The 12656-nt window shown below is 44.3% G+C and carries 14 protein-coding genes; 7 read left to right on the top strand and 7 right to left on the bottom strand.

All coding sequences use genetic code 11. The annotated features are described in order from the left end of the window. The first annotated feature begins 13 nt into the window (after positions 1-13). Positions 14-1093: an AI-2E family transporter gene (locus NST85_RS16170; RefSeq protein WP_341189799.1), complete on the top strand. Its 1080-nt coding sequence runs from the start codon at positions 14-16 to the stop codon at positions 1091-1093. A gap of 118 nt (positions 1094-1211) precedes the next feature. Then, a complete protein-coding gene (locus tag NST85_RS16165) occupies positions 1212-1679 on the top strand; it encodes a hypothetical protein (RefSeq protein ID WP_127190438.1) in 468 nt (155 codons plus the stop codon). 86 nt (positions 1680-1765) lie between these two features. On the opposite strand, the gene trxA is transcribed toward NST85_RS16165, so the two are convergent. Both trxA and NST85_RS16155 read right to left on the bottom strand, forming a co-directional pair. Then, positions 1766-2095, bottom strand: a complete 330-nt coding sequence (trxA, locus tag NST85_RS16160) for a thioredoxin (protein WP_127190437.1) — start codon at positions 2093-2095, stop codon at positions 1766-1768. After that, entirely contained in the window at positions 2067-2468 is a 402-nt protein-coding gene (locus NST85_RS16155) for a MerR family transcriptional regulator (protein WP_127190436.1), read from the bottom strand. The genes trxA and NST85_RS16155 overlap by 29 nt, the downstream gene beginning before the upstream one ends. A 175-nt stretch (positions 2469-2643) precedes the next feature. On the opposite strand from NST85_RS16155, the gene NST85_RS16150 reads away from it, so the two are divergent. Further along, positions 2644-3069, top strand: a complete 426-nt coding sequence (locus NST85_RS16150; protein ID WP_127190435.1) for an Rrf2 family transcriptional regulator — start codon at positions 2644-2646, stop codon at positions 3067-3069. A gap of 263 nt (positions 3070-3332) precedes the next feature. Here NST85_RS16150 and NST85_RS16145 read toward each other — a convergent pair whose 3' ends face one another. From NST85_RS16145 to ssuD, 5 genes are read right to left on the bottom strand one after another with little or no spacing between them, the layout of a single operon-like run. Then, on the bottom strand, positions 3333-4943 hold the full coding sequence (locus tag NST85_RS16145) for an amidohydrolase (protein WP_341189798.1): 1611 nt from the start codon (positions 4941-4943) through the stop codon (positions 3333-3335). A 59-nt stretch (positions 4944-5002) separates the two neighbouring features. Continuing rightward, positions 5003-5770 (bottom strand): ABC transporter permease, encoded by a 768-nt coding sequence (locus NST85_RS16140; RefSeq protein WP_341189797.1) that lies wholly within the window; start codon positions 5768-5770, stop codon positions 5003-5005. Positions 5771-5804: 34 nt separating this feature from the next. Continuing rightward, positions 5805-6665, bottom strand: coding sequence for an ABC transporter permease (locus tag NST85_RS16135; protein ID WP_341189796.1), 861 nt, complete (start codon positions 6663-6665; stop codon positions 5805-5807). A gap of 9 nt (positions 6666-6674) precedes the next feature. Then, positions 6675-7769 (bottom strand): aliphatic sulfonate ABC transporter substrate-binding protein, encoded by a 1095-nt coding sequence (locus NST85_RS16130; RefSeq protein WP_341189795.1) that lies wholly within the window; start codon positions 7767-7769, stop codon positions 6675-6677. Between the two features lie 22 nt (positions 7770-7791). Next, the gene (gene ssuD / locus NST85_RS16125) at positions 7792-8919 is read right to left on the bottom strand and encodes an FMNH2-dependent alkanesulfonate monooxygenase (RefSeq protein WP_341189794.1); all 1128 of its coding nucleotides are present in this window, start codon (positions 8917-8919) and stop codon (positions 7792-7794) included. Positions 8920-9226: 307 nt separating this feature from the next. On the opposite strand from ssuD, the gene NST85_RS16120 reads away from it, so the two are divergent. From NST85_RS16120 to NST85_RS16105, 4 genes are all read left to right on the top strand, one after another. Then, entirely contained in the window at positions 9227-10009 is a 783-nt protein-coding gene (locus NST85_RS16120) for a TetR/AcrR family transcriptional regulator (protein WP_341189793.1), read from the top strand. Between the two features lie 233 nt (positions 10010-10242). Then, positions 10243-11499 (top strand): radical SAM protein, encoded by a 1257-nt coding sequence (locus NST85_RS16115; protein WP_341189792.1) that lies wholly within the window; start codon positions 10243-10245, stop codon positions 11497-11499. A 96-nt stretch (positions 11500-11595) separates the two neighbouring features. Beyond that, positions 11596-12084, top strand: a complete 489-nt coding sequence (locus tag NST85_RS16110; protein ID WP_341189791.1) for a pyridoxamine 5'-phosphate oxidase family protein — start codon at positions 11596-11598, stop codon at positions 12082-12084. After that, entirely contained in the window at positions 12081-12602 is a 522-nt protein-coding gene (locus tag NST85_RS16105) for a GNAT family N-acetyltransferase (RefSeq protein WP_341189790.1), read from the top strand. The genes NST85_RS16110 and NST85_RS16105 overlap by 4 nt, the downstream gene beginning before the upstream one ends. The last annotated feature ends 54 nt before the right edge of the window (positions 12603-12656 follow it).

Raw genomic sequence — 12656 nt, 5'->3', positions numbered from 1 at the left:
GAATAGACATTTGATGCGAAAACCATTTTTTCGAATCAGCCTTGGGATCATAATGGTCCTAACGATTATTTTTTTATTGTCAAAAGTCACTTTTATATTCAATCCACTGATCACTATGCTTCAAATCTTGCTCGTACCCATAACGGTATCAGGATTTCTGTATTATTTACTTCGCCCCATCGTAAACTATCTAGAAGGCAAGAAGTTAAACCGGATCTTATCAATACTACTCATATACTTGCTATTTGCTGGTGTGGTCACGATCTTTCTAATTGTTGTATGGCCTCCCTTACAATTTCAGGTCACGGATTTTGTTAGTAATCTCCCCAAACTGATTAAGCAGTTGCAGATCCAAATGGATGATTTTCGGAGTAGTAAGTTCCTTTCGATGTTTAATAGTGGGGATACGCAACTTACTGATAAAATAACGGAATATATTAATTCAGGTTTCGAATTAGCTACTGGTTATATGACTCATGTGTTCTCATTTCTTAATGATTTCTTTATTGTTGTTGGTACGGTACCGATTATGTTGTACTACATGCTCAAAGAAGATGATCGAGTAACACCAACCCTAGTTCGACTTACCCCGAAGAAATATCGGCCAGATACCGAGCATGTGGTTCACGAGATAAACCATGCACTTAAAGGATTTATTGCTGGGAGAATGATCAGTGCTCTGTTGCTAGCTGTCATGACCCTTCTAGGTTTTTGGCTTATCGGTCTACCTTATTCACTACTGCTTGCAGTCGTGGGAGCACTCTTTAATTTTATTCCTTATTTCGGTGCACTTCTAGGTGCGATACCTTGCGTAATCGTTGCATTTACAGTTTCACCGTCCATGGTAGTATGGGTTATTGTTATCGTCGTTGTTGCACAGCAAATTGAAGGGAATTTGATTTCTCCCTATATATACGGCAAAACGATCAGTATCCATCCATTAACGACGATCATTCTGCTACTTGTAGCAGGGGACTTCGGTGGAATCCTAGGCATGATTCTAGCTATACCTGTCTATATGATGGCCAAGATCATTGTAGTGCGTATCTATGAGTTGTTTTTTAGTGATAAAGTAGAGGAATTGACAGAATAATTCCAATTTTATTCCATTTGTTTTGGAATCGTGATCAAAATCATATCTACAGCCCCTTGGCATGGGAGATGATTAACTTATACAGAGGTAATCATAAAATCTCAGGGGGATGATTAGTATGGCAGTAGTCGCCAAAGGCGGAAAGTACTTTTACGCTTGGAGCAAAATACTTCCTGATGGATCTTTTTACCTGCCGGAACAAGCCCTGCAGGAATACAATATCAAAACCGAATCTAAAGTAATTTTAATGACAGGACGTAATACTACTAAAGGCTTCAGTGTAGTCTGTAAGGATTTAATCCCAAATTCGCCTCTCGCTGCAGTATTCGCTAGCATGCCTGAGCTTCAGAATTTTGAAATTCCGGAAGGACACACGATTGTGTTTAAAGAGCGTACATTCTGTTGGGCCTACTTGAACAAAGAGGGTTATATTACTCTTCCAACAAAGACGTGGAATGAATTTGGTGTAAATGTAGGGGACAAACTACTTAGCTTGCGAGCTACACATCTTGCTTTCAACAATTTATCTGAAGGCCCTTACATTGAACAAGCGAAGCAATTGCGAGGCATTCTGATTTATGAATGAGATGACTTATGGAACAAGGACATCGGATCGCATGGGAGTGCGACTCGATGTCCTTGTTTGTTTATTTCAGTGCCATGCTGACGATATTAAGAATTCAAGTCTTCGTATTTAGCGATCAGTTGTGTATACACATCTTTAGGTCGTAACCCAACTAATTTCTCGGCAGGTTCTCCATTGTTAAATAGTATAACTGTGGGCATCGACATAATACCATACTTGGAAGCCAGTGCGGGATTATCGTCGCAGTTCACCTTTAGCACGTCAACTGTTCCACCAAGTTCCTCATGGAGTTGTTCAAGGATCGGGGATAATACTTTGCATGGTGGGCACCAAGGTGCATCGAAATCCACTAACGTTATTCCTTGCGTCTGTAGATCGGTTTGGAATTCATGTTCGCTCACTCGTTTGATTGTCATGGTATTCTTCCTCCTTCAAATCGGGGTTTTCTTGTAAAAGGTAATTCATTCGTTCCTCAAGGTTCGATCTGATAGCAGACAGTAGGGAGATTTGATCGTTTAATTCTTGCAGTTTGTTACGATACACAGGCATGATCTCCTTACAGAATGCTTCTTCACTTGTCATCACACAATGCAGGAACCCGGAAATTTGCTTCGTTGTCAGACCGAGGCTTAAGTAAAATTGAATCGTCTTCACCTGCTCAGTCATTAAGCCATGATATTCCCGATAACCGTTCTCCATACGGTTAGATGTAATCAGACCCTGCTCTTCGTAATATCGCAGTGATCGAATGCTTACTCCGGTTAACTTGGATAATTCACCGATTTTCATAAGGATGACCTCAGCTTTCGTCGAAGAGTTTGGGGTGTAACTATAGTATAAACCCTAACATTAGTGTGAGGGTCAATGGTTTTTATTGAGGATAGACTGTTACAAGCTCTATTGACAAATTGATTCGTTTGTAACTATGATTGTTACATTAGATTGTGAGAAGGGGGGAGTACTTATGACGATTAGCTCACGTTTTGCTGTTGCCATTCATATTCTGACACTGCTAGAAATCAATAAAGAGGGCGTAAGCACATCGGAGTATCTCTCTGGAAGTGTGAATACGAATCCCGTTGTGATTCGCAGAATTATAGGTATGCTTAACAAGGCTGGATTTGTCGAGGTTCGACCGGGAGTTGCCGGCACAAAGTTAGCACGCGAACTATCGGATATCACGTTACTCGACATTTATCGTGCCGTTCATGTTGTTGAAGAGGATGCTTTGTTTGCCGTACATGATAAGGCCAATCCTAAGTGCCCTGTGGGACGCAACATCCAGAGTACGATTGAACCGATCTTCTCTGAGGCGCAGAAAGCGATGGAGACCACTCTGGAAGCTGTGACACTCCAGGATGTTGTGGATGATCTGCTAACTAAAGAATAAACTTAGAATCCAAATCAGTCCTTGACTATATAAGACGGGAAGTAACGTTACGTTTTGGAGGATGTTACCATCGCTGTTAAATGAGAATTTCTTAATATACAAATATAGTGGTAGAAATTCTCATTTAAAGGCGAACGCTTTGCTTGTTCACATTCCTCCAAAACTTTACTGGCATGCTGGTTCTTGTCAAGCACTGATTTAAGGGCATACGCAAAAAAAGGATCATCCGCGAAACAACCGGATGATCCTTTTTGCAGCTTCGTTTATACTTCAACAGTTGCCTGCTTATAGACAACGCGACCACCTATTATCGTTTGCAGAATGGAGATCTCTTCGAGCTTGGTTGGATCGAAGGTTAGGGGATTAGAGGAGAGGATGACTAAGTCAGCTAATTTCCCAACTTCTACTGATCCTTTGTCTTGCTCTTCGAATGCTTGCCAGGCCGCATCGATAGTGATGGCACGCAGAGCCTGATAAGGTGTAATTCGATATTCAGGACCTAACACCTGACCGCCCGAAGTCAACCTATTGACTGCAACATTTACTAAATGTAACGGATTTGCTGGTGTGACAGGTGTATCGTTATGCAAGGTGAAGCGAATGTCTCTATCTACAGCAGACTTAAGTGGGCTAATACGCCGGGCTCGATCTTCACCCAAGTAGAAATCACGGTGATCGTCACCATAATAAAATACATGGTCGTTAAAGAAAGAAGGCGTTACTCCCAGTTCTTTGATCCTGTCTAACTGATCTTCGCGGACAGTCTGTGCATGCTCAATACGATGACGGGCATCTTGGCGTGGATCTTTCGACTGCGCTTCCCCAATAGCGAATAGTACATCATCAATAGCAGCATCGCCATTCGCATGAATCACCACCTGACGTCCGCTCGAATGGATTTCATTAATCAATTTCGTTAATTCTTCTCTACTATGAATGGGAGAACCTCTAAAAAGAGGATCTTCTTCTGAGTAAGGTTGATGATATGGATTGGTCAACCATCCAGTATACCCTTGAATGGAGCCGTCCTGAAACAACTTTACACCTTTCGACTTAACCCAATCCGTATCCACGTGATCCGGTACAGAATCGGGTTTGTAGAAGGAGATATTGATTAGGCGAATATCTAATAGTCCCTTGACATGTGCACCATGAAAGAATTTAGGGTCGATTCCTCCAGCTATGATCGCTGTTGTGATACCTTGGGCCACATAATCACGATTGGCGAGTGCGATTGCCTTTTTAAACTGTTCAGCAGTAAGCGGAGGAATGAACGATTCTATCAATTTGGCATTCTCCTGTATAAGCCCTGTCGGTTCACCTTTCGTATCGCGCTCAATCAATCCTTCAACGGGGGCAGAGCTGTCCTTGGTAATGTCTGCAATTTCTAAAGCGTTGCTGTTTGCAACGCCCATATGACCAGAATTGTGAGTGATCCAGACAGGATGTTCTGGAAAAGCTTGATCCAGCTCATACCGATTAGGATGACGTTTCTCCTTCAGCTTGGATGGGTCGTAACCGAAGCCTGTAATCCATTGTCCGGCTGGTGTGTTCTGCGCCTTTTCTTGTAAAGCTGCTATTAGTTCTGCAATATTGGTGATTGACCCGCGAGGAGGGCTCCACAAGAGAGCGCCTTTTACTTCGAGAAATCCGCTGCCCGGAAAGTGGCCATGTGCTTCGAAAAAACCTGGTAATATCGTGTTTCCCTGAAGATCGATGATTTCGGTATCGGGTCCTTTTTGCAACAGTAAGTCATTGGTACTACCTACAGCGATAATACGGTCACCAAGTACCGCTACGGCTTCAACCGTGGAATCTTCTTTGTCGAATGTGATAACTGTTCCATTTATAAAAATTTGATCGGGATATGCCATATGAACACCTAACCTTTCAGGAAATGAAATGAAAATATTACGTATAGGATGAAGTGAGATCACCCTTTGTATGCATCTCTCCAACGAAGTAATCTGGACTCTAGTAAACGTACGATGGAATCGGATAACTTACCTACAACGGCGAAAATAACAATGCCTACGAATACAGCAGCAGTTTGCGAATATTCTCTGGCTTGCGAAATCATATATCCAATACCAGAACTGGCCCCCATAAGCTCAGCAACCACAAGACACAACCAAGCAATCCCAAGAGAAAGTCGGATGCCAAGTAATATATTAGGAAGAGCTCCAGGCACAATCAGGCGGAAAAGGAGCTGTAGCCTAGAGTATTGCAGAACCTTAGTCACCTCGTATAACTTGCGATCCACGCTACGGACACCATTGAATGTATTGACGTATAAAGGAAAGAAAGCACCAAACGCAATAAGAATCACTTGAGAAAGCTGTCCAATACCAAACCACAAGATAATTAACGGAATGAGAGATAAAAGTGGAACCGTCCGCAGCATTTGTAGGGTAGGATCCAGATATTGTTCCGTCTGCTTAGAGACACCGACGACTAGCCCGAGAATCAGACCAAGTGATCCTCCTAATCCAAACCCTATAGCTGCTCTCACAATACTTATTTCAAGGTGAATTAATAACTTACCGCTTTGGAGTTGCTGTATGAATTGGACGCCAATATCCCAAGGGGTAGGCAAAAGAGCGGATGAGATAAGACCTAATGCCCCGGTTACCTGCCATAGTAGAAGAACAACAATGGGCAAAATCCAGGCTTGCACAGAATCCGGAAGTTTACTTAACATAAATAATTCCTCCCCCTAATTGCTGACGACAGCATCATGGATTGTCACCTAGATAACTATCACGCCAGCGGAGGAGCCGCTTCTCTAATAACTTAACCAAGGAATCGGTCAATTTCCCCACAATAGCAAAAATAATTATGCCTACGAACACTAAAGAAGTGATCGAGAAATATCTTGCATCCATGATCAGAAAACCAACGCCCGAACTTGAGCCCATCATTTCAGCCACAACAAGCCCAAGCCAAGCTGCCCCGAGTGATAGTCGAATGCCTAATAGTATATTGGGAAGGGCGGCTGGAATGATCAATTTCGTGATGAGATCTCGGCGATTAAAACTTAGTACTCGAGCTACCTCAAATAACTTGGAATCCACGGAGCGTATTCCGAGAAATGTATTAACGTAGATGGGAAAAAAGGCACCTAAGGCAATCAAGAGGACTTTGGACATCTCGCCAAAGCCAAACCACAAAATGAACAATGGTGTAATAACCAGATGTGGAACGGTACGCAACATTTGAATGGATGGATCCAATTGCTTCTCTGCTCGGCGAGAGAAACCAGACCAAATACCGAAGGCAAATCCGATTGAGGCTCCGAGTAGGAAGCCATGAAGGGAGCGCCATATCGAAACGCGAAGATGTAGAAGTAGCTGACCGGACTGGGCAAGATGATAAAATTCCTCGGCAATGAGGTGGGGAGTGGGAAGGACGGTTGGACTAATATGTCCAACCGTACCCACGACCTCCCACATGATGAGAATCACAAGGGGCAGCACAAGACCCTTAATCAAGGTGATTCTTGCATTCTTACTCTGGGTTTGGATAGACGTTTCTATTTTCACTGTACTCAATGAGTTGGATAGAATACTCTTCTTCTCTGTATGGGCTGGCTGCATGGGTTCACCTCATGGTCTCGGTTCTTGGGCCGCATCCTTAATGGCTTGCTCGATAAATTGGTTATCTACAATCGTGGAGGTATCGATTTTCTTGCGGATGGTCTGCTGCTCAAATTGGAAATCAGCAGTTTGTTGCTGTTGTTCAATCACTTCAGGACTTATCGGTAGATTGACGGCTGCGTTTCGTTCCCGAAGCGCCTTGAGGACCGTTTCATCGATCTGAAATTGCTCTGCGTACAGCTTATTAGCCTCATCCTCATGTTGACTCTCCCAGACACGGGCTTGCTCATAAACCTTTAGAAAGGTTGTGACCAATTCAGGAAAGTCCTGGGCAAGCTTAGTACGGACAATCAAGAAAGAAGGGGAAAGAACGCCAATCGTTTCACCGTCAGTTAAGATGGTGGCTTTTCCAGTAAGAACGTTCGTTGTTATATAGGGATCCCAAGTAGCCCATGCATCAACAGCTCCAGTTTCAAAGGCAGGTTGAGCTTCGTTCGGTTGAAGTTGTATGACTTCTACATCTGTTGGTTTCAGGCCAACTTTGTCCAACCCTCGATATAGAAAGTTATAGGCATTACTACCTTTTGCAACAGCTATTTTCTTGCCCTTCAATTCTTCTACTTTTGTAATCTTGCTGCCCTTAGGTACAATGATGGCAACATTGTTTTTTCCTTCGATGATGTTAGATATCTCGGTGAATTTAATATCAGCAGCCTGAGCGGTAACAACCGGAAGATTGCCCAACCCAGCAAAGTCCAGACGGTTTGCAGCGATAGCTTCGGTCATGGGAGGACCCGTTTGGAACTCAGCAAATTCTACTTTGACACCAACTTTACCAAACTCTTCTTCAAACCAGCCTTTGCTTCGGGCGAGAGCATAGGGTCCTGGAGCAGGTTGGATACCAAGAGTAAGTGTCACTCCTTCATAGTGCTTGGTTGCTTCCGATGTGGAAGGGGCGGCAGTTTCAGTACTGGTATCCGCTGGAGCGGCGGTAGGGCTGTTCGATCCAGATGAGGAGTTCGTTCTGCTATTACCGCAGCCGGCAATCAAGAAAGTTAGTGCGATTAACAAGATTAATGTTCTACTTTTTCCTAACCTTTTCATTGGATAGTTCCTCCTTTATTATTCATTTCTCTGCATTTCCAAGCGCAACAGCCTCACCTTTGATGCTTGAAGTTAGTTTATTTCGGTTTGAATCACGTCCAGTTAGCGGAAGATTCGGAAATAGAAGTTCTGCCACTCGGTAGGCCTCCTCCAGATGCGGATATCCAGAGAATACAAAGGTCTCGATACCGAGGTCAGCATATTCCTGCATTCTGGCGGCCACGGTTTCAGGATCACCTACAAGTGCTGTTCCGGCACCACCACGTACAAGACCAACACCGGCCCAAAGGTCCGGACTTATTTCAAGCTTGGTACGGTCTCCGTTATGAAGCTCAGACATTCTCTTTTGGCCTACGGAATCCATTTTGGCAAATACCTTTTGGGCACGAGCAATGGTGTCGTCGTCCAAATGAGAGATCAATTCTTCAGCCGCTTTCCAGGCCGCCTCGCGTGTTTCCCGTACGATGACATGGAGCCGAATTCCGAATCGGACGGTGCGACCTTCTTGTGCCGCAAGGAGACGGACGGCGTCAATCTTGGCTTTTACCTGATCTGGTGGTTCTCCCCAAGTGAGGTATACGTCGATATGCTTAGCTGCCGTCCGTATTGCTGCATCCGAAGATCCTCCGAAATACAGCGGTGGGTAAGGGGTTTGAACAGTGGGGTACAACACTTTTGCTTTGTTTACCTGAATGTGTTTACCAGAGTAGGTGGTTTCCTCTTGCTTGATAGCCTGACGCCATATCGTTAGAAACTCATCTGCACGTTCATAACGCTCGTCATGATTAAGGAAAACACCATCCGCTTCTAACTCTTCTGTGTCTCCTCCAGTGACTATGTTTATCAGAAGGCGACCTTCAGAACTACGGTCAAAGGTAGCTGCCATTCTGGCAGCGAGCGTCGAAGACATAAGGTCTGGACGGATGGCGACAAGAAATTTGAGTCTCTTGGTTAAAGGAATAAGGGATGATGCGATGACCCAGGCATCTTCACAACCTCGTCCGGTGGGGATCAGCACTCCGTCGAAACCTAGATCGTCAACAGCTGTAGCGATTTGCCGGAAATACGCTGGCGTAGCTGCCCTACTTCCTTTATCAGTCCCTAAATATTTGCCATCGCCATAGGTTGGAATAAACCAGAATACATTCATGAATGAGTTGCTCCCTTCAAATTATTGATTATTCGGATAAAAATACTTGGTTTTATGAACGACAAAAAACCATACAGACATTCTTGTCTACAGACTGAACATAGCTCTTCCCAAGTAGGAACAACCATTGAACGCCTTCAGTAGACCGATCGGCTGATGGTGATTTAAGTCATTATGTTATTGTCTTCCACTATAAATTCCAATAATCCGATGTGTCAAGTGATTTTTAGTCTGGATAAGTCAAATTGACGGATTCCGGGTTTCCCATATAGAATGGCGCTATGAACTGAAACCATGACAGGAGACCATGATGACTCACAATGAATCAGTGCGGGAGCAAAATCTGGAGTCCGCGAACCACATTATGAATAACGAGGGGGGTCAAGCTCTTCGTATTTCACGCATTGTCAGCGAATGCAAAATAAGCAAATCAACGTTTTATCAGCACTTTTCCTCGAAGGAGGAGTTGTTTGATAATATACGGAATAGGGGAGAAATAGACCCTGTAGAGATCCGATCTATGCAGAATAGGATTGTAGCTGCAGCAGTGGAGGAGTTCTCCAAACATTCATTTCAGGACATCGATATGGAGGATATAGCAAGGGCGGCGGGAATAAACCGATCAACATTATATCGCTATTTCTCCAACAAGGAAGAGTTGCTTGTAGCCAGCATCCATAATGAGCAGGACAGAAGAGTTCAAACCCTTGAGAACCTGCGAAATGAAAGTGACGATCCAATCCTTTTTTTTGAGCTGTTCATGAATTATTTTGATCGTTACGCCAATGATCCCAATACCAGTCATCTGTACGCTACTATGATTTATTACTCCAAACACAACGCTCAAGTTAAGGATGGCTTTGACCGCCTAAGGGAATATACGGTGAAGCTGTTACAAGACAATTTGGAGGAAGGAAAGCAGAGGGGGCTATATAAGCAAGAAGCAGATTCTGGAGTGTATGCACAAATGTTTTTCTCCGTAATGTCGGGTATTAACATACACTCGCCATCTACCTTCAGTTACGTCTCTCGCCAGTTTCTAGAGATGATGAATAAGGAGATTGGAATTAAATGTGTAAAAAGGGATTGACAGCGCAGAATGTACCGCCTAGAATGTGGAGTAACATTTCAGACACGGAGTCTCACTCCGGTACATACATAGATACTATATAGATTTTAGTGTGGCGCTGACAGTTTCAAGCCACGTTACACAAAGTTGACCAGATCTACTGGAGACCGCATGTTCATGACGGCAAATTGCCGCTAATGAATTCGGTCTCTTTTTTGTTCCACATTTTGAAGAGAAAATGGGAGGTATGCTTTATGGCTTTGCGTCAAACTGGAATACTCGAACGGGATTTAACGCTGGATGAAGTGCTAGAGAAGTTCCCCGAATTCCCAAGGTTGGTAGCGATAAAGATTGATGCTCAGCGGCGGGGGGTGCGGTATTCGGATCGAGCACTTACCATATTCAATCCACAGATTCACCAAGTGCGGGGAGCTGCATTATTTGGGTCCCGGGATGATCAACTTACACCACTCCCAGAGTCTCTCCTGCTGCGAGATGGAACAACGTTGTTGACGGACCCGACTCCAGCTGAGCTTAATCCCTATGTAGTGGATTATCTAGGAGACAAATTGGTTCTGTTGGATGGAGATAAGGTGATTGAAGAGGTGGAATATTGGCCGAAGCCATCTTTTTATGACAAGCTCACCTCGAAGGGGAAACCCATGGAGTTTGTGGTGACGGCTAGACCGCAGAGATTGCAGATTATGCCATCAAGCTACTGCCACTTCTGGGAGAACGACAATGGCTGCAAATACTGTGATATTGTCAATCACCTGAAACATCAGCGTACGGGCCTGGGCGTACACCCGAGATTAAATCCTCAAGAGGTTGGTGAAGTAGTCGGCGAAGCGCTGAAGCAACCTGGAAGATATTCGAGCATCACACTTACGGCAGGCTCGGATACCAGGGGAGCAGAACCTTTTGACGAGGAAGTGAACTATTACATTAAGCTGTTGCAAGCCATTGGACAATACTTCAACACGCCGAAGTTTCCCTCTCAACTAATCGCTACTGCCTTCAATGAGAAACAGTTGGAACGTCTGTACAACGAAACTGGAGTGATGAGTTATACAGCAGATATCGAGGTGTTGAACGAGCGATTGTTCGATTGGATTTGTCCGGGAAAGGCCGAATGGATCGGCTATCAGGAGTGGAAGAACAGGCTGGTGCGTGCTGTCGATATTTTTGGCAAAGGAAATGTAAATACCGGTATTGTAAGTGGAGTAGAACTAGCTCGGCCTTATGGTTTCACCAAAGAGGAGGATGCGCTCAAAGCCACTCTTGAAGAAGCGGAAGATCTGGCGGAGAAAGGGGTTTCCACCGTGTATATGGTTTGGATTCCTCGTCCACAATCTGAATTCCATGATCAACATAACGCTTCGCTTGAATATTATGTTCGTTTGGCTTCAGGGCTCGATTCTATACGGCGTAAATACTCACTTGGAATCGACTTTGATGATTACCGTCGTTGCGGCAACCATCCAGATGGAGATCTATCACGAATCTGGTAATCCGCACGAACTCTTACTGGGCGTAGTACTGAACCGCGGTGCGCTCGTCTCATAGGCTAACTTTTTGGTGAAAAGAATGAATTAGGAGGGACTTAGATGGCAGTTGTCTGGGAGCAGAAGGTAGTCGAGTTGATCAATAATAAGGATTCCGTAAAAGTGCTTGCAACTTTAGATGGAGATGGTGTACCACATACAGCAGTAAAGCAGTCATTGCATGTGGATCAAGAGGGGAGGATTGTGTACCTGGAGTTGCTGGAGTCCTCGCGAACATTTAAGAATATTACGCTTAGTTTGTGGCATGATCAGTATGTTTCGGTCACAGTAAAGGACGATGAATCAAGCTATAAAATAAAGGGGAAGCCAACACGAATTCATATATGCGGTACTTTGTTTGAGGAACATTACATTGCCGTCCGGGAACGCCTAGGAGATGTTGATCTCGCAGCCGTATGTGTTATTGAACCGGAAGAGGTTCGGAATCAGACCTACCATGAGCGACTAGCAGTGCAGGAGGCGGGGCAGCCATTCTATGTACATCTAGACCGACTGGCGAGTACTGTCCACACTGTAGAGTTCAGCGAATGAGTGGGTTGGCTGATCATTATTACATTCGTGAAATCACAGAGGAAGAACTCCCACTGGCATTGGATTTTCGTCAAAGAATGTTCAGTGAGATGGGTGTATCTGATGAAGTCCTAATCTCTGACTCCAAACAGATCCTGCAAGAGATGTATAGCAGGGAGTTTGGCGCAGGCCGTTTACGACATTATGTAGCTTATCCTACTGACAGCCATGTCCCCGTCGCAATTTGCGGTGCTTTAATTAAGGATGACTTTCCGTATTTCCTGTTTCGTCCAGGTAGTTACGGCTGGATTGTGGATGTATACACGGTCCCAGAGCATCGGGGTAAAGGGTTGGCAAAGGTACTACTTACGCATACCCATGATTGGTTGATCTCCAAAGGGATATTGGAGGCAAAGTTAATCGCTTCGGGTAAGGAAGCGAGAAGATTGTATGAGCGGAGTGGTTATACGGCCACTTGGGAAATGACCTTAAGTTTAACCGGCGTTACCACCTTTAACAGTATTATTGATAAACGTTGATGCCATAACGGTCAAAAAAACAACAAGTTTCCGGGTTATCGGAACTTGTTGTTT

The sequence above is a fragment of the Paenibacillus sp. FSL K6-2524 genome (assembly GCF_038005525.1).
Taxonomy (GTDB): domain Bacteria; phylum Bacillota; class Bacilli; order Paenibacillales; family Paenibacillaceae; genus Fontibacillus; species Fontibacillus anaericanus.
This window is presented reverse-complemented; position numbering and strand designations above follow the sequence as displayed.